The sequence below is a fragment of the Parabacteroides sp. 20_3 genome, from assembly GCF_964238835.1.
GTDB lineage: Bacteria > Bacteroidota > Bacteroidia > Bacteroidales > Tannerellaceae > Parabacteroides > Parabacteroides distasonis.
Genome location: NZ_CAXSNO010000002.1, coordinates 199,519 through 222,459 on the forward strand (window position 1 = coordinate 199,519; position 22,941 = coordinate 222,459).

Below are 22,941 nucleotides of genomic sequence, written 5' to 3' on the forward strand. Positions count from 1 at the left end.
AGAGGGAGCCGAACAAGCCTACCTTGCATATATATGCGAAAATCATTTCTTCAATTTTATCTCGATAACGCCATTACGACCTTTCTCTCCGAATTTAGCGATCGCCTCGTTTCCTTTGTACACATTCATAGACGCAATATGATCGGGATTCAAATTGTCCATCCTCTCTTTAGAAGATTCCATCCCATCGATGTAGACAATACCGGAGAAAGAGGATTTTACCTTTGATGCCTCCTTAGCAGCCTTCTCATTGATATCTATGGCTTTCATGGCCTCCTCTATGGTTCGATTGATCTCCGGTTGGATCTTCTCCATTTCGGCAGCGATAGTCTCATTTATCTTGGCTGCCTCTATCGCCGCTTGCACAGCCTTGTCGATCTCAACTTGGTGTTTCGCCATTTCCGCAGAAACGATCTCGTTGACATTCGCCGCATTCACAGCCTCTTCAACCGCCTTGTCAATCTCCGGCTGGTATTTCTCCATCACGACCGAGACCTTTTCCTGTATCGCTTGCATATCTTTCTCAAAAATCACCGAATCCTTTGCGAGGGTCTCAACCTCTACATTTCTTTTAGGCTCTTTTTTTTCCTGAACCGGAATAATTTCGCTAATTTTGACACTCGAAATCTTCTCCAATTCGTGAGAGATTTCCGGACGGGCAAAGGCTACCACCGTTAAGGCTGCCAACGGGAGTACATACAGATACTTCAACCGTGCCCATGGACTTGATTTTTGTTTTAACATCATAGCTATTCGCTTTTTAAGTGAACTGTGATTAAAGCTGTTGGCCATAGAAGTGAAGCGCTGTGCACCAACAGCTTTCTTAATTAATAATAATTGATATCTTTTTGCGTCGACGCCTTGATTTAATACGCTCTCGTCGGCCTCGTATTCATGGATATTTTGCAATTCCTGTCTCAACAACCAGACAGATGGGTTGAACCAATGGAACAGGATACAAATCTCGGAGATCAGCAGATCAATGGAATGACGGGCTTTTATATGCGCCATCTCATGCGTCATGATCTCTATCCCACTTTCCTCAAAATCCTTCCAGCTTATTACGATCGTTCGCATCCAACTGAACGGGGCGACTGGTTGGTCCGTAAGAATCAGATGGATTCCGTCCACCAGCTTCGGTGTACCTTGTCTCATCAACCGAAACAAGGCATAAAATGAATATGCGAATTGACAAAGCGTTAATATCCCTCCGATTATATAGGCTATCACCATAACTCGTAACCATACAGGTTGGCTAGCGGATTCTGCCGACGTTCTCATGGAAACCGCCGCTAGCAAATTCTCCAAATCCATGACCGGACGCTGAATGGCCGTCGCTTCCTCCAAAGTAATCTCACAAAATGGGATGATAACCGAAAGCATGATCAAGCTTAATAAAGCGATCCGGTTGAAACGATGGAAGGTATCACGGCTCAACAATAGCTTATAAAACAGATAAAATATCGTCAAGCACACGGATGATTTAAGGATATATACAAAGAAGATTCCCATATTCGTTCTTATTTACGATTCCCTTGTTCTACATCATCTATTAGTTTTCGCAGATCATCCACAGAGATATCCTCTTCCTTGATCAGCGTAGAGACAACCCCCAGATAAGAATTATTGAAATACTTAGCGATCACATTTTTCAAAGTACCGTTACTATACTCCTTTTCTGTTAAGACCGCATAATATTGATAGCTATTCCCGAAATTCTTATGGGCGAGGAAACCTTTCTCCTCCAAGCCTCGGACAATCGTAGAAAGGGTATTGAAATGAGGTTTAGGCTCCTCGTAATATTCAAGTAACTCTTTCACGAACAGTGGGCCTTTCTGCCAGAACCAGCCCATGATTTCTTCTTCTTTCACCGTAAGTCGTTTCATAACCTTATCTTGTTTGCGACAAAGTAACTAAAACTTTTAGTTACCAAACTAATTCGTATAGTTAATAAACTAAAAGAGATAGTTTATTCATTGATCCAATCAAAAAAGCCGCCCCGGGAATGTCCGGGACGGCCTTTATTATATCCAGATGTTTGAATGATTAGGCGACAGGAATCGTTCCGCCAATCAAGATCACAACCAATAAGGCCAAGATAGCGTATAACTCTGGGAATACGGCCATTACCATCGTAGCACCGAATACGTTGTGTCCGGCACCAACACCAGCGATACCATTCGCACAAACTTGAGCTTGGCGGATTGAAGAGTAAAAACCAGCGAAACCTAACACTAAACCAGCGCCGAAAACAGCCGTAGCGGCCAACATGGAAATATCAGCGACCAAGAACTTCTGCATCATAAAGTAGCCCACGAATCCATACAAACCCTGTGAAGAAGGCAACGCACTTAAAGCGATGTACGTACCCAGAGCATCCGGATTTTTCTTCATCGCACCTACCACCGCATTACCTGCGATCGTAACACCATAACTACTGCCGATAAAAGTTAAACCTGTCATCAACGCAATACCTACATAAGCTAATAAAATTGGTTCCATAATAAAATGTGTTTTTAAATTATTCTTTTATTGTTTTATTTTCTCGTTTAATTGTTATGCTTTTCTGAATGGCTCATAGGCCTTACCTCCACCTTCGAACTCTGCGTTCTTGTAATATTCCACGAAGATCAAACGAAGCGGGTGTACCAAGGAGCTGATCGTACAAAGAGCGATATTGATGGAGTGACCCACTAACAAGATCAACAACATACAGATCGCACGTGCCACGATATTCATACCGTCTGTCATCGTAACCGCCAACGTATTAAATACGCCACCCAAGATGGAACCGGTCAGACCGATAGCGAACAAACGAATGTATGATAACGTATCCCCCAGCAATCCGGAGGCCATATTGTACGTGTTCCAAAGTCCGGTACCAAAGTTCAAGAATACGTTCTTGCCCGGTGTATTGTACAGATAAGCGACAACCAGACCCAAGATGGCGATTCCGTAACATACCATAACGACAGCGTTCGGCAAGTGAACGTTCAACATCGGAAGTCCGAGCGCCAATGCCAAGGATATGATCACGAACACCCAAGCGAACGGAGCGATACTGTGTTTCGTTCCTTTCTGTATCTTGATCTTGTAAGCAGCGACACATTTACCGAATATGATCTGTACCAAACCGATGACAATAGAGAATGTCATCAAGTTGTCGCTATTCACAAAGTAGTTCTTGATCTTTGACAAAGCCGGGATATCCGCCAAGGCCACTCCGAAGAAAGATCCCGTACAAGTACCCACCAATAAGGCGGCGAAACCTAAATACTGGAACAAGGTCAAATAAGGCTTGAAGTCCGGGTTCACCTTCTTCTTCAAGATCGTACAAGCGATCATGACCAGCAAACCGTATCCGCCATCGCCGAAACAAAGTCCGAAGAACAGCATAAAGAACGGGGCGAACAACGGGGTCGGATCAAGTTCTCCGTAATTAGGCAAGGAGAACATCTTCGTGATAGGCTCGTACAGCTTACTGAATTTATTATTCCGTAACTTGATAGGCACCTTATCCCCATCCTCGATCTCTAATTGCTGGAAGAAATAACCTTGCTTATCCAGCTCGTGCTCCAAGGCCGGAGCGTTTTCCGTCGGCACCCAACCTTCCAACAACATGAGCTTATCACCCGCTTGCCGATCTGTCTGCACTAACGCATTAGAAAGATTAAACTCGTCCTGCAGGTTCTTATCGAATTCCTCCAACGTTTTATAATCCTCCACGGCACGATGTTTCAGCTCATCCTCCACATTCTGGATATCCTTGGTACGTTGATCCAGACGGGCACGCAACTTCGCCAATCCTTGAACCGGCATCTTCGGACGTTCAGCGTCTATATCGATCAAGGTACCTTCCTTGGTAATCGTGATAAAATACGTTACCGATTGGAAGTTATTGATCAGAATGGCGTTATACAGCACACCCCATTCCGGCTCGTACTTAGCGGTAGGACAGGTAAAGAACGTAACATCGTATCCCGCTCTTTTCAGACGGTTGATATTCTGATAACTGAACTCACCCCATATTTCCATATAAGCCAGATCCTTCTCGATCGATTGCTTGGAAGCGATCAATTGCGCTTTCTTATCTTGCAATTCCTCTATCTTACGCACCAACTTCAAGCCTTCCTCTTTCGTCAACTCACGGGCCGGGGCAAACTTAACGTCTTTCTCCGCCGCATGGAGGTTCTTAAAGTAACGCATCAGCGTATTGATCTGTTTACGCTCAGCCAGAAGCTCTTGCAACCTCTCGTTATCCATCACGGAGTTTGTCTCCTTGATATGGACGACACCTAAGTCACGAAGCGTAGAAAGGAACGTATCATACTCCTTATGGTACACCATAAAGGCATATTTACTCATCTTTACTATCATACCTCGGCCTCCTCTTTTTCTTCTTTTGCCTTACGTTTCTCCTGATTGGCTCTCATGATCTTCTGTGAGGACTTAGAAAGACTCTCCTCGTCTTCCATAAACCGTTTCACCTTACGGATCGCATCCTTATAACCCGGAATCTGTACCTTCTCAAACAGGTTCACCTTCTGAGTGGTCTTTTTCCTAGCATGCTCCAACAACTCCAGCTTCATGCCCGAGAACTCCGCCTCGATACCGGTACGAGCCAGCTTTTTCAGCAACTCGATACCATCCGTATACCATGCGGGGGCATTAAAGAGACTATAGTGTCCGATCTCGAACTTAATCTCGTCCAATAACGGGACGATCACGCCGGCGATCTTCTTCGTGGAGAGCGTAACGTCCTTCACGGAGATCAGCTCCGGATTGAACTCGTTCCACAAAGCCACCATATTCTCGTAACTCTGAATCTCTCGTTCTAGCTGAAGTTCCAATTTATTCACTTCGTCCTTGGTCCGCTTCACCTCGATACGCAGGGCGCTCTCCTTGCTCTTGATCGTAGGCAGGGAGCGTTCACGCATCTTCAGTTGCTTTTCCAATTGCTGAAGAGAGGTTTTATTATATTGAAACTTTATTGCCATGTTTATTTAATTTACTTCCAGTACTTATCAACCAATCCTTGTTTGATATTTACCTCCTCCGGGCTGAAATATCTAGCGAACAATCCCCAAGCTACGTCCAGCATCTCCGTCGTATCCAAGTTTACGTCGATAGCCAACAGCTTAGAAGAATAATCCTTGGCGAAAGACAAGGTACGGTTGTCGTAGTCGGTCAAGTCGAAACCGTTCTCCAGCTTGGTCTTAGCGTTGGCGGCATCGGCATACAAACGTACGGCGGCGTTCATTACCTGTGGATGATCCTCACGGGTCTTCTTTCCGGTTACCAACTGTTTCAAACGAGACAAGCTTCGGAACGGATCGACGATGACCTTACCCACATCGCTATCACGACGCAAATACAACTGACCTTCCGTGATATAACCCGTATTATCAGGTACGGCATGCGTGATATCACCACCGGATAAGGTCGTTACGGCGATAATCGTGATGGAACCTCCCGCCGGGAATTGAACGGCTTTCTCGTAAATCTTCGCCAAATCCGAATACAAGGAACCCGGCATAGAGTCCTTAGACGGGATCTGGTCCATACGGTTTGATACGATCGCCAAGGCATCGGCGTAGTTGGTCATATCGGTAAGCAATACCAAGACCTTCTCGTTCTTCTCCACGGCGAAATACTCAGCGGCGCTCAACGCCATATCCGGGATCAAGATACGCTCTACGGACGGGTCCTCGGTCGTGTTGATAAAACTAACGATACGGTCTAGGGCACCGGCGTTACTAAATGTATTCTTAAAGAACAGGTAGTCGTCGTTCGTCATACCCATACCTCCCAAGATAATCTTATCGGACTTTGCACGCAAGGCTACCATCGCCATAACTTGGTTGAAAGGCTGGTCGGGGTCGGCGAAGAACGGGATCTTCTGACCGGTTACCAAGGTATTATTCAAGTCGATACCGGCGATACCCGTAGCGATTAATTCAGAGGGTTGTTTACGACGTACCGGGTTCACGGACGGACCACCGATCTCGACCTCACGTCCCTCGGGGATCGGACCGCCATCGATAGGCTCGCCATAAGCGTTGAAGAAACGTCCGGCTAACTGGTCACCTACTTTCAAGGAAGGGGCCTTCCCCATGAATACCACCTCGGCATTCGTACGGATACCTTCCGTTCCGGAGAATACCTGCAACGTCACCTCGTCGCCGATAATCTTTACCACCTGAGCCAGCTTTCCGTCTACAGAGGCCAACTCATCATACCCAACTCCCGTTGCTTTCAGCGAACAGGTAGCTTTTGTGATCTGGGTAATCTTCGTATATATTTTTTGAAATGCTTTTGTTGCCATAACTCTTTTAATTTTCGATTCTCTCCTTCAAAAGTTCATCCAGTTCCGTATTAAACTTCTTGAATTGGTCACTCTCGTATTCCGAATAGTTCATCTGCTTAAAGATGTTGATCATCTTCTTAAAGTAGTCCATAACCTCAAGGAAGTTATCAAACTTAAACTCTGAACGGCAAACATTTACGACTCTATCCAGCATAAATTCCTGACGTTGCAACGGAGTAACCGCATCGATGGCATCGAAAGCATCCTGTTGCAAGATCACGAAGTCGATCAACTCGGACTTCCAGAATGTAACGTGATACTCGACAGGCACACCATCATCACCCAAGATATTGATTTGCTCGGAGATCTCCTTACCACGCAACATACGGGTCTTGATCTCGTTTACTTTCTCGATCCATTCCGGGGAGATATGTTTAGCGATGTATTCCTGAAACTCCGGATACTCGATATACTTGGAATAACTCTCGATCGGGTTTACGGCCGGATAACGTTTACGGTCGGCACGCTCCTGCTCCAAGGCATAGAAACAACGGGCCACCTTCTTCGTATTCTCGGTCACCGGCTCCTTCAAGTTACCACCGGCCGGCGATACCGTACCGATGAAAGTGACGGAACCTGTAGCGTTGTTTTTCAAATGGACGAATCCCGCACGAGCGTAGAAGTTCGCCACGATAGCGGACAAGTCCATCGGGAAGGCATCCGGTCCGGGCAACTCCTCCAAACGGTTGGACATCTCACGCAAAGCCTGTGCCCAGCGGGAAGTAGAGTCGGCCATCAACAGAACCTTCAAGCCCATGCTGCGATAATACTCGGCGATGGTCATCGCCGTATATACGGATGCCTCACGAGCGGCTACCGGCATGTTAGATGTATTGGCGATAATGATCGTACGTTCCATCAATTTACGTCCCGTATGCGGGTCTACCAATTCCGGGAACTCCGTAAATACCTCTACGACCTCATTCGCACGCTCACCGCAGGCGGCGATAATCACGATATCCGCTTCCGCTTGTTTAGAGATAGCGTGCTGAAGCACCGTCTTGCCCGTACCGAACGGACCGGGGATAAATCCGGTACCACCCTCAACGATCGGGTTCACGGTATCGATCGTACGAACGCCCGTCTCCAGCAATTTGAATGGACGGGGCTTTTCCTTATAACAAGTGATGGCTTTCTTTACCGGCCATTTCTGGATCATCGTCACGTTTACGTCCGTGCCATTTTCGTCCGTAAGGACAGCCATCGTATCATTGATGGTATATTGTCCGGCTGGAACCACCGATTTCACAGTATAAGATCCCTCGAACTTAAAGGGGACCATAATCTTATGAGGTTGGAAATTCTCGTCCACCTCTCCCAGCCAATCACCGGCACTCACGGTATCGCCCGCTTTAGCCAGAGGCTTGAAATCCCACTTCTTATCATTGTCCAACGCAAACGTATAATCGCCACGTTTCAAGAATACACCTTCCATCTTGTCCAAGTCGTTCTGCAAACCGTCATAGTTGCGGGACAACATACCCGGACCCAGCGTAACTTCCAACATATGCCCTTGGAATTCAGCCTCGTCGCCGACACGCATACCACGTGTGCTCTCAAATACTTGTACAAAGGCATTCTTACCTATCACCTTGATTACTTCCGACATCAGCTTCACGCCTCCGACAGAAATGTAACAGATCTCATTCTGAGAAACCGGACCATCCACCTCTACGGTTACTAGGTTGGATACGATTCCTTTTACAATTCCTTTCGTAGCCATAATTTATTTTATATTGTTTCTTTTAAATTCTTCCAACGCATTCTCACTACCCATCTTCATGGCGCCTACCAATTCACGGAAAGTCTTCTCGCCTCTCGCCTTATCCAAGGTTACCCAGCGCTCTATCATCTCCAATTTCAATAAATAAGCGAATACACTCTCTATGTCGAACGTCTTGAAGAAGGTATTATCGTCCAGCCATTTCCATTTCAAAAGATCGATTTTCTTCTCACGAACGATCAGATCGGTCTCTTCGGCGATGCGTTGTAACTCGGGCAAATACTCCACGGAATCGCCCAAGCCGAAATCACGGGCGTTCGACGTACGGATATTTTCTGCTATCTCATTATGCCCCACGATATAATTGGCCTTATCAAATCCATATTTACGGCAAGTGATCGCAGTAAGAACATTGTTGATATTCAAGTTAAGCTCGAACCAATCGGCCACGAACTTATTCCCACATTTCATGGCATATTCATAATATAACGCAGCCAAGCGGTCTTCCCATGATATATATTCTTTCTCACTTTTGGTGTCCTTAGCCTCTTCGGCTAGATACAGTTTAAAAAAGTCCACGAAATAAGGCGGGAGATTATCATTTTTGGGAATTTTTTCCTCATCCTTCAACGCTTTATATAAAGTATTGAACTCATCATACGTTATTCTTCCTCTTTGATCCGGATCGGAGTCCGGTCTTTTAGCGTGAGCCAGCAGATTTATATTATCATATTTCAAATAAAATAAATCAATCAGCTTTTTATCCTTAGAAGATAGCATATCCTCTATTTCCGTCCGGAACTCACAGACCGAATAGGCTAGTTTACTATCATCCAACGCTATGTTAGGAAGTCCGGAGATTAAGTAGTAATACTTACTCATATCAGAACAGCATTTCTACTAATTGCGGACGCAAGAACTCTTTAAAGAACTCGATGAACTCGTCTTCGCCAAACGTCACTTTATAAGACCCATCCGCCGGGATAATAGAGAAAGACGCTTTCTTTCCGCTTACCTTCTCGATCTTATACCCTTTCTCTAGCAAGCCTTTGGCATTGGCCTCAAAATACGCCTTCAAGCCATCAGAATCAGAAGCTTGGATAGTTAAGAACTCATTAGCGGGCCAGCTTTTCACAAGCTCAAGGATCACTTTCTGCATATAGGCGGGATCCATCAACGCCGCTTTCACATTCGAACTAGCGATATCACCAGTGATAAGGTTTGTCACCTCGCTCTTTAACGCCTCGACAGACTGGGTGGCGAACAATTTCAATTCGGCTTCCGTATTCTTCTTCAACTCGGCAGCTTGTTTCTCGGCAGCCGCTACGATACGTTTCGCTTCCGCTTCCGCATCTTTAAGAATCGTATCCTTTTGAGCATTGGCCTCGGCGATTATACGCCCCGCTTCTTCGTTCCCCTTCTCTACACCTTCCTTGTAGATCTTGTCTGTTAGTTCCTGAATCTTTGTATCCATTTCCTATTATGTATTTGAATTGTATTTTTCAATAGTAAACGCCCACAAAGTTATTATTTTTCGCGGATTAACATGAAAATAAGTGTGAAATCAAGCTAAAAAATAACACTAGTCAAGTAAAATTCTATTTACATTCGTCTATATTGTATTTTTGTTCGTCTATTTGTATCTTTGTGAGTCAAAATACAAAATTAACATGTTTACGATTAGAAAAGCGACTATTGATGATCGTTCTCTTATTCATGACCTTGCCTCACGCATTTGGGAGAACACGTATGGAAAGATACTTTCTAAAGAGCAATTGGATTATATGTTCGATATGATGTACGCTCCGGATAACATTCTTAAACAAATGGAAGAGTTACATCATCAATATTTTATTATATTGGCGGACGATATGCCGGCAGGCTATTTATCCATAGAGAAAACAGGTGAAAACACGTACAATTTTCAAAAGATCTATTCCCTACCGGAAATGCATGGCACAGGAATCGGGCGTTTTATCATCGAGCAAGGTATTAACTATTTGAAGGAGGTACATACCGGGCCTTTCACTATAGAATTATACGTAAACCGTTACAATCCCGCCATAGGCTTCTACAGACATATGGGATTACGGGAAATAGGCACACGGGACCATCATATAGGAAACGGCTATTTCATGAACGATTATATCATGGGCATGGAAGTGGAGAATAAATAGACAGTCATCCCCTATTCATATATTTATATATAGAATAGGGGATGATGATTGTCAACGGGTCTTCCCTCTTTTCGGATTACGAGGTTTCTCTAGGATTCGTACACTACTAACTTTTACAGAGTAAATAACAGCGATCCTATCATTCTTCGGATTCTCAATCGCAAGTTGAGAGTTCCAGATTTTCTTTTCTTGTTTTTTATCCATAACGCAACAATTTAATAGTTCATATTTAATAAGTCAAACCTTGACTGTCTTTTTCTCTTTTCCTTCCGCTATCTCAACCAGATAAACCCCGGCGCAAATACAGATAATGGCGAACGTCTGTGTCCAACTGAAACGGTCTTGCCCGATCAATAGGGATGTAATCGTTGCCACGATCAAGATCAGATAGCCATAAATAGCCACCAACGTAGTTTTCAAATACTTCAATCCGATAGGAATCAACAGATAACTGATTACCGTAGGGAAAATAAGCACAAACATCAATACGGCAAAAGGCCACCAATGAAATGGCTCCGAGAATAAAGGAGCATGAAAGCCTTCTATCGGCAAAATCAATAGACTGGAGAAAGCGGCGCCCGTGAATGTATATCGAAGCATCGTCATCGTCCCTACTTTTTGTAAGATCCGCTGGCTTAAGACCAAATACACGGCATAAAACACGGAGCTAGCCAGGCATAGCATATTTCCATTAAAAGCGTCCGCCGCTAAATCGTCGCTTTGCTGGGTCAAGATGCAAACCAAGGCCCCGGATAAACCAATCAAGATACCGAGTATTTTCATCCAAGTAGCCTTTTCCTTATAAAAGAATACCATAATCAAAAATACCCAGATCGGTTGCAAGCTCGTGAAAATAGAACTCGAGACCGGCGTTGTCTTACTAAGCCCCACTAAATAAAGAAACATAAAACCATAGATACCGATAGCGCCTAGTAAGAATAGCCACACCTTATCTTTCGTCGTAGAAACCTCCGGTTTCATAAACCAGCCGATCACCCAAAACGCCACGGCCGCAAACACGCATCGGAAAGAAGCGCCCGTCAACGGGCTCATCCATAAGGGAAGCAAGTATTTCAAGGCGTTCATATTCAATCCACTGAAAGTTTTTGAGACCACCATGCTAATATTAGCTTCTGTTTTCTTATTTTTCACTGTCTATCGTTTTTTAGTTTTATATTCGTAAATCATATTTTATCGTTGAAAAGGAACGAGTCTCGTTTTACATAAGCCCAGATCGTAGCGACCAGCGCAATACAGAGGTTAAAAATAAACGCGAATTGCTGGCTCTTGACATGGAGTATAGACTGGAAGAAATCGATAATAAACGGACAAAGTAATATCGCCAAATAATTCATCGCCATCACGAAAGCTAATGCCAATGTAACTTTCTCAGGAATGGCCGTACGAGTCGTTTTATCATAAGCGATTGGCTGGATAACACCATATCCGAAACCGATAAAAATACATCCCAATCCAATTAGCCATTCCGTACGAGATATCAAAATCAAGGCCATCCCTAAAGCGATCGCCAATAGACTGACAAATTTTGTCTTTTGCTTAAATAAATCAACGATCTGATTCAAGATAAAACCGGGAGCCATAATAGCCAAGAAAAACAATGATATCATTAATCCGGAATTACCGCTTGTAAACTTATATTCCTTCATTAAAAACGGTAAGTTAAAGCTGACTATAATCACTAAATACGTAGCCAATCCATAAAAACACATGATTTGTACCAGATGCTTTATATCCACACCATATTTACCCGGAACCGTGACGGGATCTGCCGCAACAGGGGCTTTCACTTCTGATTTCGATACGATCGCCGGCTCATTCTCCATACTCCTTTTCAAGTATACGGAAAGTACGATGGAAATCAAGGGCAATAGATAAACGGCAAACGGTAAATGCCAATTCACCTCCGCCAGATATCCCGTTAAGATCGTGGCTAATACCAACGTTACATTTGTAATAGCAGAACTTAAACCAAATTGCTTCGTCCGGTATTTCCCGATAAAGAAACGAGAAATCAAACCGGTCGATAAGGGTACGATCAAGCCAGATCCGATTCCCATTAAGGCGCTCACCGCTATCAACTGCCACATCTTATTAGAGAGTAAGTATAGAATACCACTTAGGGCAAAGATCACCAAGCCTAATTGCAATAGACGTATCTCATTTACTTTCTCCGTTAATTTACCCGACAATATAATAAATGGAATTATCAATAACGATGGCAAAGAGGAAAGCATCTGAATATCCAGTTCCGTAGAATGAGGAAAAATAACGGAAAGTTTCCCTAATATCGGAGAAACCGCTAAACCCGGTAATGCATTTAAAGCGGAGATAGACCATATCCCTACCAGAGTTATAAGGGGAATTGTGCCCCGGCCTGTCTGTATTCTCATAAAGATTTAGTTTTACGTTTTTATCTAATCAAAACAAACATTTTATGTGAAAGTTCATCATTTTCGCTCTTTCCAAGAGGACTGGACTTGTATCGCTAATAAACCCCAAATAATGTAAATCCAAAAAACATTCCAATCCATAATCTGTTTTGGCATAAACGCTCAGTGGAAGCAGTATTCCATTGACCCAAATCATTTTATTAACAAAAAAACTAAAGAAAAATGAAAGACTCAAATTTCAGAAATGGCGATGCCAAAACAGCGATTTTTGGCTCAGAAGTGATGTTGACACCCTCTCCAGTAGATAAGATTCCTGATGGCCCTACAACCCCGGAGATCGCTTATCAAATGGTTAAAGACGAGACTTTCGCACAAACACAGCCTCGCTTGAACCTAGCTACATTCGTTACTACGTATATGGACGAGTACGCGACAAAATTGATGAACGAAGCTATCAACATCAACTATATTGACGAAACAGAGTATCCGAGAATCGCTGTTATGAACGCCAAATGTATTAATATCATGGCGAGTCTTTGGAATTCTCCCGAGCAAGAAAAATGGAAAACCGGAGCCTTGGCTATCGGTTCTTCAGAGGCTTGTATGCTAGGTGGTGTAGCCGCTTGGTTACGTTGGCGCAAAAAGAGACAAGCACAAGGTAAACCAACTGACAAGCCTAATTTCGTGATCTCTACTGGCTTCCAAGTCGTATGGGAGAAATTCGCCCAGCTATGGCAAATCGAAATGCGTGAAGTTCCCTTGACTTTAGACAAGACGACACTTGATCCGGAAGAAGCGCTTAAGATGTGTGACGAGAACACGATTTGTATCGTTCCTATCCAAGGTGTAACATGGACAGGACTGAACGATGACGTAGAAGCCTTGGACAAAGCGCTCGACGCATACAATGCCAAGACCGGTTATGATATACCTATCCACGTAGATGCCGCCAGCGGTGGTTTTATCCTTCCGTTCTTAAGCCCGGAGACAAAATGGGACTTCCGTTTGAAATGGGTTCTTTCTATCAGCACATCCGGACATAAATTCGGATTGGTTTACCCGGGATTGGGTTGGGTTGTTTGGAAAGACAAGAAATATTTGCCGGAAGAAATGGCATTCAGCGTAAACTATCTTGGAGCGAATATCACTCAGGTTGGTTTGAACTTCTCTCGTCCTGCCGCACAAATCCTCGGACAATACTATCAGTTTATTCGTCTCGGATTCGAGGGCTACAAACAAATCCAATATAACAGTATGGAAATCACGAAATACATCCACCAAGAAATCGGTAAGATGGCCCCATTCGTTAATTACAGCAACGAGGTTGTGAATCCATTGTTTATTTGGTACATGAAACCGGATTACGCTAAGAACGCCAAATGGACACTTTACGATTTGCAAGATAAATTGCAACAAAGCGGTTGGATGGTTCCAGCGTATACACTACCGAAGAAGCTGGATAACTACGTGGTTATGCGTGTCGTAGTTCGTCAAGGTTTCAGCCGTGATATGGCCGATATGTTATTAGGTGATATCAAGAACGCTGTAGAGGCATTGGAGAAACTTGAATATCCGACTCCTACTCGCATCGCTCAAGACAAGAACGTTCCGGTTAAGGGTAAGGTATTTACTCACACCGCAATGAGCAACGCTAAGAAATAAAAACAAAATTCATCAAGGCGTGCATGAAAGGGCTATCAGTGTTTTCATACACGCCTTCTTTAATCCAATTCATATATGGACAAAAAAATAACGATCGCCCAAATTAAGGAAGTAGCTCAACAGGCTTACGATCTTTACAAGACAAATACGGATGGTAAGAATGCCGATTACATTCCTTATCTGGCGAATATCAATAAAAATCTATTCGGAATCAGTATTTGCCTTTTAAACGGACAAACCATCGAGGTGGGAGATTCCGAATATCGTTTCGGTATTGAATCCGTATCGAAAGTACACACCGCTATCTTGGTACTGCGCCAATACGGAGCGAAAGAATTATTGGAGAAGATTGGTGCCGACGCTACCGGATTGCCATTTAACTCCATCATCGCTATCTTATTGGAAAACGACCATCCTTCTACCCCATTGGTAAATGCCGGCGCTATCACGGCTTGTAGTATGGTGAAGCCTGTCGGTGATTCCAAACAGAAGTGGGATGCTATCGTAGCCAATATCACGGATTTGTGCGGAAGCGCACCGCAGTTGATCGACGAACTCTATAAATCCGAGTCCGCAACAAACTTCAATAACCGCTCCATCGCTTGGTTGCTAAAGAATTACAATCGCATTTATGACGATCCGGATATGTCTTTGGATCTGTATACCCGTCAATGTTCTTTGGGTATCACGGCTAAGCAACTATCTGTCGCTGCCGCTACGGTCGCAAATTTAGGTCTCAATCCTGTGACAAAGAAACAAGTATTCGATGCAGAATTATCTCCGAAGATCACTTCCATGATCTCTACCGTAGGTTTTTATGAACACACCGGTGATTGGTTGTACACTTCTGGTATTCCCGCAAAAACTGGCGTAGGCGGTGGTGTCATGGGTGTACTTCCCGGACAATTCGGTATTTCCGCATTCGCTCCTCCTATTGACCAAGCTGGTAACTCTGTAAAGGCACAGCTTGCTATTAAGTATGTAATGAATAAACTCGGATTGAACGTGTTCAACGGTCACCGTGTGACGATCGTTGACTAATAGACTGAATCAGTTTAAACGAGAAGTAGTATAGAAAAAGTGTTTCATTACGATGGGCTGTTATACCATCTAAATGAAACACTTTATTTTTTGTATCAATAAAAATCGGATCAATTCTCCGACACGACCCAAGCCGAATCGTATACTTCCGTATTCGGGGTCTTATAATACATATCCTTTTCTTGAGGAATGCTTAATTTATAGGTCTTCCCACCTGTCACCAATTTACGATCACGGAGCCAAGGATTAAAACGTTTCAAGTCCGCATAAGTGATCCCATGCTCTTTAGCGAAAGCCGACAGATTCTGTATATCTTGGCTTACAGCCACGTCTACGGTAGGGATCGGCTTATACAGGTCACGGGCACGAAGCACAAAACCGTACTTCGACGGATTCTCGAAAATTTGCTTGATCGCCATGATTCGATAAATATAACGGGTAGTCTCCTCCACCAGCCAGAGATCAAAGGAGGAATCCGCATCTTGTTTGACCAGCTCACCGGATATACGTCCCATGCCGCCATTATAAGAAGCGGCTACCGCCGCCCAATCTCCATATTTCTTATAGGCGGCCTTCAAATAGCGGCAAGCCGCCCCGGTCGCTTTCTCCACATGGCAACGCTCATCGACCGTCGGGGTGATTGTCAAACCATACTCCCTTGCCGTGCCCTCCAGTAATTGCCACATCCCGACAGCACGAGCCGGAGAGGATACACGGGGGTCCAAATGGCTTTCTATCACCGCTAGATATTTGAAATCATCGGGAATGCCGTTCGCCTTCAAGATCGGCTCGATCACCGGGAAATAACGGTTCGCCCGCTTGATCAGAAGCATCGTCGTAGAATGGAAATAAGTAAAGCTACTCAATTCACGGTCATAGGCTTCCCGCATATCATAGCGGGTAATATCGATTAGTTTCCCACAAAAAGGAACCGAGGACGGAACATCCGGCGACAGGGTCATGGATGAGACAACCGGACGGCTCTCTATCACTTTTTCCACGTCATTCGAACCCATCGAGATACATGCGGTCAAGCAAACGACGCCTCCACATAAAAAACTAGCTAAATTATTCTTGGATATTCTCATTTTCATCTTGAATTGTTTTAGGTCTAAGAATGTTTATATCGCCTTTTTCCTTGTACTTAATACCATCGGAACCTTCGGCTTCTATCACATAAAAATACACACCCGGCTGAACGTATTTACCACCTTTCTTACCATCCCATCCTTGGGCCGGATCTGTCCAGTAATACATCTGTAGGCCCCAGCGATTAAATATCCATGCCTTAAATTTCACCAACGACTTATAGGCAACCCGGAACTCATCATTAATTCCGGGCGTGGTACCCGGGGAGAATGCGTTCGGTATCATCAGATAAGACTCCGAGATATCAATCTGAACCTCATCTTCCGTGCTGCAAGTAGTGCTTTGGTCGCTTACTTCCAACTTGATGATAAAAGTCCCGGATTGGTTGAACGTATAATCCACTTCCTCACCCGTAAAACGAACAACCGGATTATCTTCTTCCCCTTGCCGATAGATTTTCCAATTAAACAGGGCGGCTGTCGGCGTATTCGCGATAGCCGAGAATTGAACAGTGGCGGGAGCGCAATAACCGCTCTTCGTCGTATTCATATTCGGGGCCTCTTGCTCAATCAGCAACGTGTCTATATGAGCATCTACCGCAGCGGCCTGATATTCATCGATACAAAGCGTGACCTCCTTTCCAAAATGACGAGCGAAATAATCGCCTTTCACACAGATCTCCGTATCACACCAAGGAGCGGGAATGGATTTACCGAACAAATTACCCTCGATGACCGCCGTCTCTTGTTTAGAGGTATATTCTTTTTTATCCGAATTGTATTCCAATGTATTATAAATAACATCAAATTGGCGAGACAGTTCACGTCTTGTTCCCGTATTCGGCCAATAATAATAAATAGGTTGGATCGTACCTGTCCCAGCCAAGACCAATCCGCTACATGGATCGCTATTATCGGAGACATGCAGGTTGGATATGTTTAAGGTGTATTTGCTGTAATCAACGATCCAGACGTAACGAGATACGGCTCCTTCCTCGACAAAATAGCCATATCCCTCCTCTACATTCCGAATGGTGGAAGTAGTTCCATTTTGGGTGGAGGCCACCTTCTCGGCCTCCAATCGCTTGGTTTTATAACGATACCATTGATGCGAAGAAGAAGAGGATGAAGTATAACTAATCGTCACGTTATCCATTCCATACACCAAGTAGACCTCAAGCCGCTCGGCGGAATCGCCGGAACTCTGCGTGGCTTTCATCGGGCTACCACTTCCTCCCGTCACCACATATTGAGCATACGAGACAGCCGCTACAAACACAAAACTTAGCGATAACAGTATCTTTCTTAATTCCTTCTTTAGCATATATAGTCTAAAAATTACGGTTCCAAAATTAGGGAAATAAAAGGACATACGTAGCATGATAAGCAAAATTCACTATCTTTGTCACAAAATACTCCGAACAGCAAATGAACAAGATTAGTATATACGCATTGACGTTCTTTTTAAGTTTATCGAGCGTAACCGTTTATTCCCAAAAGAATAATAAGCAAGTTATTTTTACTAACGAACAAGGGAGCGATATATTTTATCATACCATCGAACGCGGACAAACCGTATACGCCATAGCGACCATGTATGGCGTAAGCGTAGAGGATATTTATCGGTTGAATCCGGAAAGTAAAGAAGGGATCAAGGCCGGTTCTACGTTAAGAATCCCGCAGAAGGACTCCGCTATCGCACCTTCCGGCAAAGCAGATAACTATACATACCATACGATCCAGCCGAAAGAGACCTTGTACTCTTTATCCATTAAATATTCAGTGCCCGCCACGGATATTATCGCCGCCAATCCGGGTCTCTCCACATCGACCTTTACGATTGGCAAGAATATCCGGATCCCGCCGACACGACTGGAAACCTTGCCTACTACGGAAAAAAAGACCGTACAGAAGGAAATGGAATATACCATACAGAAAAAAGAGACCATGTACCGTATCTGCCGGAAGTTCGATATTTCCAGCGCGGAGCTTTTAAGACTCAACCCCGAGCTGAAAAACGGAGTAAAAGCGGGCATGGTTATCAAGATACCGGTAGCCAGTGAAGAAGTGATCACCCAAAACATAAGACAGCCGGAAGAGCGTGAGGTGAACGCCCTCCTCTCTACTCCTAAAGATATAAAGAAGGTGAACCGTATCCAAGTCGCCTTATTGTTGCCGTTCATGACGAACGAGACAACGCAATCATCCGCGACCTCCCGTTTCGTGGAATATTACGAGGGATTGCTATTGGCGGTTGACAGCTTGCGAAATATGGGAACCTCTATCGAGCTATCGGTATATGATACTGGAAACGGTACGAAGAAAGTCAAGGAGATATTGAAAGAAGATGCGTTATCAAACGCTAATTTGATCATTGGCGCCGTACAGAACGACCAAATCGGATTGATCGCTGATTTTGCCCAAAAGCATAATATCAAATACGTGATCCCTTTCACCTCCAAGAATGATGATGTCTTGTCAAACGCGAATGTTTATCAAGTAAACACACCTCATTCCTATTTATACTCCAAGGCGGCACAAGCCGGATGCGATTTATTCTCGGATTACAATATCATACTTGTCAATATAAAGGATAAAGAAGAAAAGCCGGAATTTATCAAAGCCTTCAAGACGGAGATGCAGCAACGCGATATCCCGTTCAAGGAAGTAACTTATAAAGGGGATACTTTCGCCACGGATATAGAGGCAGCCATGGTAAGGGACAAGCGGAATGTGGTATTGCCAACCTCCGCCTCCTTAGATGCGGTGAATAAGATCAAGGCACCGCTCCGTATGCTTTCCGAGTTAAAAGAGGAGGAGAAAGAGCCTTATATGGTCAACCTATTCGGTTATCCGGAATGGCAGACCTATACAAGAGAGTGTCTGGAGGACTTCTACGCATTGAACACCTATATCTATAGTAATTTCTATGCGGACAACTTATCTCCGGAAGTCCATAGCTTTTATTCCGATTATAAAAACTGGTATAGCAAGAATTTAATCAACACATTCCCGAAATATGGAATCCTAGGCTTTGACACGGGTATGTATTTCCTAGGCGCCATCAATAAATATGGCTCGAACTTCGAGAATAATTTAGACAAGATCCATTATAAGAGCATCCAGACCGGATTCGATTTCCATAGAGTGAATAATTGGGGCGGTTTTATCAATACGAACTTGTTTATTGTACATTACAAGAATGATTATACGGTAACCCGCAGTGAGGTAAGATAATTGATATGATGACGAAAAAGATATTTGTAGCGATATTTCTGTGCATGGCAAGCTTATCGATTTGCTATGCGCAGAAAAGTACTTTTAAGCAAGAGCTTGCGGTTGGAGCGTCCTTCGGATTAAATTTCTCTAGCGTAAGTTTTGCCCCAAAAGTCCCTACGAAGATGAAACTTGGGTTTAACGGGGGAGCGACGATACGTTGGAATACGGAACCCAATTTAGGCATACAGGCGGAATTGAACTTTACCCAACATGGATGGGAAGAGAAGTTTGAGGAGAAACCTCAATATAAATATAGCCGTACGGTAAACTATATGGAGCTTCCGTTCTTGACTCACATCCATTTCGGAAGCAAGCGAGTGCGTGTATTCGTCAATCTAGGGCCTAAAATCGGTTATGCGCTGAGCGAAAGCACGGAGTCGAACCTTAATGGCGAGAACCCGAACGCGAACCGTCCGGACGAACAACATACAATGGAAGTCCAAAAGAAGTTCGATTGGGGGCTTTGCGGCGGACCGGGAATCGAGCTCCGCACCGGAATAGGCTCTTTCCTGTTGGAAGGTCGTTATTACTATGCACTGGGCGATATGTTCAATAGCCGTAAAGGAGACACTTTCTCTAAATCTTCCAGCCAAATAATATCCGCGAAACTAACCTATCTGATTCCCATCTTTAGCAAATAAAGGGGATGGGCCCGTGATAATATCGTAACAACCAATCGTAAGATCTGTGCCGCAAGTAATCCCACTCAAGGGGTAAGAACGGTGGATAGTATAGCCAATCTCCGGACGATCTGATCTTTTCACACCTGTGAAGAGATCTTTTCACGCTCGTGATACGATCGTTTCACCCTTGTGAAAAGATCATTTCACATCCGTGAAAAGATCTTTGGATACAGGCGTACAAGCTACTTCCGATAATACCTTTATCCAACAGGAAGGTTCTACAGTAATAAATCATGAATACAATGGGGAACGCATCTAACTATCATTATTGTTGAGGTGACCTACTATAAAAGAAAAGGCCATCCGTCACGGACAGCCAATCTCATTGTTAACCTTAAATCTAATACCATGAAAAACACAGTGCAAATATAGAGACTTTATGTTATGCAGCATAATTTTCCAACAAGAAAAGCCTACTCATTAACTTTATTTAAGATAAACATGCTATACAACATAGAATTCAGCTCTTTTTATCTCGTTTTTTCTATTAACAGCGAAATACTACCACTATAAATATTTCTTACCTTTGCATTTATAAACATAAATATGGATTAATATAAGAAATCATGCTAATTATAGGTATAGCGGGCGGGACTGGTTCCGGGAAAACTACAGTGGTAAAAAAGATCATAGAAAGTTTACCTCCCGGTGAGGTCGTATTACTCCCTCAAGATTCTTATTACAAAGATAACAGCCATGTGCCGGTAGAGAAACGTCAATATATTAATTTCGACCATCCCGACGCATTTGATTGGCCGCTCCTCTCAGAGCAAGTCACCTTGCTGAAAGAGGGGAAATGCATCGAGCAGCCGACTTATTCTTATCTTACCTGCTGCCGATTGCCCGAGACCATTCATATCGAGCCTCGTGATGTTGTCATCATCGAAGGGATCCTCGCTTTATGCGACCCTCAATTACGAGACTTGATGGACTTGAAAGTATTTGTCGATACAGATTCGGACGAACGTCTTATCCGTGTGATCCAACGGGATATGATCGAGAGAGGACGCACGGCGGAAGCGGTAATGGAACGCTATACCCGGGTACTAAAGCCTATGCACCTGCAATTTATAGAGCCTAGCAAACGATATGCCGACCTAATTATACCCGAAGGAGGAAGCAACCAGATCGCCATCAATATATTGAAAATGTTTATCGAGAACAATCTGGGGCTTCCCCATACAGAAAATCAATAAACCAATCGTTCCGACAGGGATCTCCCCAATATAAATGCGTGTACCCCGCCAATACGTTCTTGTAGCGATATAGCGGGGTATCCGTTTGACCTCCTTTCGCCGTAAAGGCTTTCGCTACCGAAGGCAGCGGGCTTTCCATAGGCACGATCCGGGAATAATGGAACTCATGCCCTCGTAGGACATCATTCTTATAGCATAAAGTCCGATACCCTAAACGTAACTTCATGTTCTCCATCGTGGCGGATTGCGGTAATACACCGGCCATTGGATAGGCAATCCCATCCGTACCGATAATCTCTTTACAGAGATACATCATCCCCCCACATTCCGCCAGCAACTTGCCCCCCACTTCCACAAAGGAATGAATCGATTCACGCATCCCGGAATTCATGCTCAACTCCGATAAATATAACTCGGGATATCCACCCGGCAAATAGACAAAATCGGCCTCCGGTAAACAATCATCCCTCAATGGACTGAAATAGGTAATCTTGCCTAGAGTAGATAAGAAATGTATATTTTCCTCATATGAGAAATTAAAAGCGGGATCACGGGCGATGGCTATATTTAAGTTTGCCTTTGAAACAGTCCTCATGACTTCCTTAACCCGAGGAACTGGCTGTCGCTCTGGCAAAGCCGTGATTGCCAACAGGCGGTCTATATCCACATGCTCCTCCACCAAGCAAGCAACCCGGTCCGCAAACTCCTCAAAGCAAAAGTCCTCATCCAACGACAACCCCAAATGCCGGCTCGGGATCTCTACATCCGCACACTTCGGTAGATAGCCTAACGCTTCCACACCCGCATCCTCACACGCTTGTCTCAAGAAAGAATAATGACTCTCCGACGCCACGAAATTAAATACCGCCCCCACGACATTCAGATCTTTCCGAAAATTCCGGAAGCCATAAAGCAAGGGAGCCACCGAATAAGCCGTACTTTTAGCGTTCACCACCAATACGATCGGTATCCGCAATAAACCGGAGATCTCCGCACTACTCCCTCGCATGGCATCGTAGCCATCGAACAGCCCCATCACCCCTTCGGTCACGGCTACATCCGCATTCGAGGTATACCGGGCATATAAATCCTTGATATGCCCTTCCGACATCATGAAACCATCCAAATTCACGGAAGCGCAACCAGCCGCCATTTTATGATGACGAGTATCTATATAATCCGGCCCACACTTAAAAGGCTGCACCCGTAAAGAACGATTTCTCAAGGCACGAAGCAATCCTAAGGTAAAAGTAGTCTTCCCGCTTCCCGACGAAGCGGCACCTATTAGCAAATGAGATCTCATGTATTCTGTTT

Annotated in this window: 21 protein-coding genes; 6 read left to right on the plus strand and 15 right to left on the minus strand. The window is 44.2% G+C overall.

Features of this window, described 5'->3' with window-relative positions; translation table 11 throughout:
* Positions 1 to 42: 42 nt before the first annotated feature.
* From ACESPU_RS04680 to ACESPU_RS04720, 9 genes are all read right to left on the minus strand, one after another.
* On the minus strand, positions 43 to 1,512 hold the full coding sequence (locus tag ACESPU_RS04680) for a M56 family metallopeptidase (protein WP_158533103.1): 1,470 nt from the start codon (positions 1,510 to 1,512) through the stop codon (positions 43 to 45).
* 8 nt (positions 1,513 to 1,520) lie between these two features.
* Positions 1,521 to 1,886 carry a BlaI/MecI/CopY family transcriptional regulator gene (locus ACESPU_RS04685; RefSeq protein WP_008772319.1) on the minus strand — a complete coding sequence of 122 codons (366 nt, stop codon included), beginning with the start codon at positions 1,884 to 1,886 and terminating at the stop codon, positions 1,521 to 1,523.
* A 160-nt stretch (positions 1,887 to 2,046) separates the two neighbouring features.
* Positions 2,047 to 2,502 (minus strand): hypothetical protein, encoded by a 456-nt coding sequence (locus ACESPU_RS04690; RefSeq protein WP_005857362.1) that lies wholly within the window; start codon positions 2,500 to 2,502, stop codon positions 2,047 to 2,049.
* A 54-nt stretch (positions 2,503 to 2,556) separates the two neighbouring features.
* Entirely contained in the window at positions 2,557 to 4,377 is a 1,821-nt protein-coding gene (locus tag ACESPU_RS04695) for a V-type ATP synthase subunit I (RefSeq protein ID WP_057319466.1), read from the minus strand.
* The gene (locus ACESPU_RS04700) at positions 4,374 to 4,997 is read right to left on the minus strand and encodes a V-type ATP synthase subunit D (RefSeq protein WP_005857366.1); all 624 of its coding nucleotides are present in this window, start codon (positions 4,995 to 4,997) and stop codon (positions 4,374 to 4,376) included. The genes ACESPU_RS04695 and ACESPU_RS04700 overlap by 4 nt, the downstream gene beginning before the upstream one ends.
* Positions 4,998 to 5,008: 11 nt before the next feature.
* Complete coding sequence (locus tag ACESPU_RS04705; RefSeq protein WP_005857368.1) at positions 5,009 to 6,325, minus strand: V-type ATP synthase subunit B; 1,317 nt, start codon at positions 6,323 to 6,325, stop codon at positions 5,009 to 5,011.
* Between the two features lie 7 nt (positions 6,326 to 6,332).
* The gene (locus ACESPU_RS04710) at positions 6,333 to 8,090 is read right to left on the minus strand and encodes a V-type ATP synthase subunit A (protein WP_008772320.1); all 1,758 of its coding nucleotides are present in this window, start codon (positions 8,088 to 8,090) and stop codon (positions 6,333 to 6,335) included.
* 3 nt (positions 8,091 to 8,093) lie between these two features.
* Entirely contained in the window at positions 8,094 to 8,972 is an 879-nt protein-coding gene (locus tag ACESPU_RS04715) for a DUF2764 domain-containing protein (protein WP_005862767.1), read from the minus strand.
* A 1-nt stretch (position 8,973) separates the two neighbouring features.
* Positions 8,974 to 9,564 carry a hypothetical protein gene (locus ACESPU_RS04720; RefSeq protein ID WP_005857375.1) on the minus strand — a complete coding sequence of 197 codons (591 nt, stop codon included), beginning with the start codon at positions 9,562 to 9,564 and terminating at the stop codon, positions 8,974 to 8,976.
* 196 nt (positions 9,565 to 9,760) lie between these two features.
* Between ACESPU_RS04720 and ACESPU_RS04725 the strand changes: the two genes are divergently transcribed.
* Entirely contained in the window at positions 9,761 to 10,267 is a 507-nt protein-coding gene (locus ACESPU_RS04725) for a GNAT family N-acetyltransferase (protein ID WP_005857377.1), read from the plus strand.
* Positions 10,268 to 10,318: 51 nt separating this feature from the next.
* Here ACESPU_RS04725 and ACESPU_RS04730 read toward each other — a convergent pair whose 3' ends face one another.
* The 3 genes from ACESPU_RS04730 to ACESPU_RS04740 are packed head-to-tail and all read right to left on the minus strand — an operon-like array spanning position 10,319 to position 12,678.
* A complete protein-coding gene (locus tag ACESPU_RS04730) occupies positions 10,319 to 10,471 on the minus strand; it encodes a hypothetical protein (RefSeq protein ID WP_005857379.1) in 153 nt (50 codons plus the stop codon).
* Positions 10,472 to 10,504: 33 nt separating this feature from the next.
* Positions 10,505 to 11,419 carry a DMT family transporter gene (locus tag ACESPU_RS04735; RefSeq protein ID WP_005857381.1) on the minus strand — a complete coding sequence of 305 codons (915 nt, stop codon included), beginning with the start codon at positions 11,417 to 11,419 and terminating at the stop codon, positions 10,505 to 10,507.
* Positions 11,420 to 11,451: 32 nt separating this feature from the next.
* Positions 11,452 to 12,678, minus strand: a complete 1,227-nt coding sequence (locus tag ACESPU_RS04740; RefSeq protein WP_005857383.1) for an MFS transporter — start codon at positions 12,676 to 12,678, stop codon at positions 11,452 to 11,454.
* Between the two features lie 222 nt (positions 12,679 to 12,900).
* Here ACESPU_RS04740 and ACESPU_RS04745 point away from each other — a divergent pair, with 222 nt between their 5' ends.
* Positions 12,901 to 14,340: a glutamate decarboxylase gene (locus tag ACESPU_RS04745; RefSeq protein WP_005857385.1), complete on the plus strand. Its 1,440-nt coding sequence runs from the start codon at positions 12,901 to 12,903 to the stop codon at positions 14,338 to 14,340.
* A 75-nt stretch (positions 14,341 to 14,415) separates the two neighbouring features.
* Positions 14,416 to 15,381: a glutaminase A gene (glsA, locus tag ACESPU_RS04750; protein WP_005857387.1), complete on the plus strand. Its 966-nt coding sequence runs from the start codon at positions 14,416 to 14,418 to the stop codon at positions 15,379 to 15,381.
* 110 nt (positions 15,382 to 15,491) lie between these two features.
* Here glsA and ACESPU_RS04755 read toward each other — a convergent pair whose 3' ends face one another.
* Positions 15,492 to 16,475 (minus strand): lytic transglycosylase domain-containing protein, encoded by a 984-nt coding sequence (locus ACESPU_RS04755; RefSeq protein ID WP_008772325.1) that lies wholly within the window; start codon positions 16,473 to 16,475, stop codon positions 15,492 to 15,494.
* Positions 16,450 to 17,793, minus strand: a complete 1,344-nt coding sequence (locus ACESPU_RS04760) for a gliding motility-associated C-terminal domain-containing protein (RefSeq protein WP_373133168.1) — start codon at positions 17,791 to 17,793, stop codon at positions 16,450 to 16,452. Before ACESPU_RS04760 ends, ACESPU_RS04755 begins: the two co-directional genes overlap by 26 nt.
* A 104-nt stretch (positions 17,794 to 17,897) precedes the next feature.
* On the opposite strand from ACESPU_RS04760, the gene ACESPU_RS04765 reads away from it, so the two are divergent.
* The 3 genes from ACESPU_RS04765 to udk all read left to right on the plus strand — a co-directional run bounded on the left by ACESPU_RS04765 (position 17,898) and on the right by udk (position 21,627).
* Entirely contained in the window at positions 17,898 to 19,706 is a 1,809-nt protein-coding gene (locus ACESPU_RS04765) for a LysM peptidoglycan-binding domain-containing protein (protein ID WP_121961373.1), read from the plus strand.
* Between the two features lie 8 nt (positions 19,707 to 19,714).
* Positions 19,715 to 20,389 (plus strand): porin family protein, encoded by a 675-nt coding sequence (locus tag ACESPU_RS04770; protein WP_048928426.1) that lies wholly within the window; start codon positions 19,715 to 19,717, stop codon positions 20,387 to 20,389.
* Positions 20,390 to 20,997: 608 nt separating this feature from the next.
* Positions 20,998 to 21,627, plus strand: a complete 630-nt coding sequence (gene udk, locus ACESPU_RS04775; RefSeq protein ID WP_005857397.1) for a uridine kinase — start codon at positions 20,998 to 21,000, stop codon at positions 21,625 to 21,627.
* Here the strand turns inward: udk and ACESPU_RS04780 are convergent.
* Positions 21,584 to 22,930 carry a cobyrinate a,c-diamide synthase gene (locus ACESPU_RS04780; protein ID WP_158532549.1) on the minus strand — a complete coding sequence of 449 codons (1,347 nt, stop codon included), beginning with the start codon at positions 22,928 to 22,930 and terminating at the stop codon, positions 21,584 to 21,586. The two genes, udk and ACESPU_RS04780, sit on opposite strands and share 44 nt — an antisense overlap.
* Positions 22,931 to 22,941: the final 11 nt, after the last annotated feature.

Excerpts from the sequence above, each read along its gene's own strand:
- udk (WP_005857397.1), top strand. The coding sequence starts at position 20,998 with ATGCTAATTATAGGTATAGCGGGCGGGACTGGTTCCGGGAAAACTACA.
- ACESPU_RS04690 (WP_005857362.1), bottom strand. The coding sequence starts at position 2,502 with ATGGAACCAATTTTATTAGCTTATGTAGGTATTGCGTTGATGACAGGT.
- ACESPU_RS04705 (WP_005857368.1), bottom strand. The coding sequence starts at position 6,325 with ATGGCAACAAAAGCATTTCAAAAAATATATACGAAGATTACCCAGATC.
- ACESPU_RS04770 (WP_048928426.1), top strand. The coding sequence starts at position 19,715 with ATGACGAAAAAGATATTTGTAGCGATATTTCTGTGCATGGCAAGCTTA.
- ACESPU_RS04715 (WP_005862767.1), bottom strand. The coding sequence starts at position 8,972 with ATGAGTAAGTATTACTACTTAATCTCCGGACTTCCTAACATAGCGTTG.
- ACESPU_RS04720 (WP_005857375.1), bottom strand. The coding sequence starts at position 9,564 with ATGGATACAAAGATTCAGGAACTAACAGACAAGATCTACAAGGAAGGT.
- ACESPU_RS04755 (WP_008772325.1), bottom strand. The coding sequence starts at position 16,475 with ATGAAAATGAGAATATCCAAGAATAATTTAGCTAGTTTTTTATGTGGA.
- ACESPU_RS04780 (WP_158532549.1), bottom strand. The coding sequence starts at position 22,930 with ATGAGATCTCATTTGCTAATAGGTGCCGCTTCGTCGGGAAGCGGGAAG.
- ACESPU_RS04760 (WP_373133168.1), bottom strand. The coding sequence starts at position 17,793 with ATGCTAAAGAAGGAATTAAGAAAGATACTGTTATCGCTAAGTTTTGTG.
- ACESPU_RS04730 (WP_005857379.1), bottom strand. The coding sequence starts at position 10,471 with ATGGATAAAAAACAAGAAAAGAAAATCTGGAACTCTCAACTTGCGATT.
- ACESPU_RS04700 (WP_005857366.1), bottom strand. The coding sequence starts at position 4,997 with ATGGCAATAAAGTTTCAATATAATAAAACCTCTCTTCAGCAATTGGAA.
- glsA (WP_005857387.1), top strand. The coding sequence starts at position 14,416 with ATGGACAAAAAAATAACGATCGCCCAAATTAAGGAAGTAGCTCAACAG.
- ACESPU_RS04740 (WP_005857383.1), bottom strand. The coding sequence starts at position 12,678 with ATGAGAATACAGACAGGCCGGGGCACAATTCCCCTTATAACTCTGGTA.
- ACESPU_RS04725 (WP_005857377.1), top strand. The coding sequence starts at position 9,761 with ATGTTTACGATTAGAAAAGCGACTATTGATGATCGTTCTCTTATTCAT.
- ACESPU_RS04710 (WP_008772320.1), bottom strand. The coding sequence starts at position 8,090 with ATGGCTACGAAAGGAATTGTAAAAGGAATCGTATCCAACCTAGTAACC.
- ACESPU_RS04680 (WP_158533103.1), bottom strand. The coding sequence starts at position 1,512 with ATGGGAATCTTCTTTGTATATATCCTTAAATCATCCGTGTGCTTGACG.
- ACESPU_RS04695 (WP_057319466.1), bottom strand. The coding sequence starts at position 4,377 with ATGATAGTAAAGATGAGTAAATATGCCTTTATGGTGTACCATAAGGAG.
- ACESPU_RS04685 (WP_008772319.1), bottom strand. The coding sequence starts at position 1,886 with ATGAAACGACTTACGGTGAAAGAAGAAGAAATCATGGGCTGGTTCTGG.
- ACESPU_RS04745 (WP_005857385.1), top strand. The coding sequence starts at position 12,901 with ATGAAAGACTCAAATTTCAGAAATGGCGATGCCAAAACAGCGATTTTT.
- ACESPU_RS04765 (WP_121961373.1), top strand. The coding sequence starts at position 17,898 with ATGAACAAGATTAGTATATACGCATTGACGTTCTTTTTAAGTTTATCG.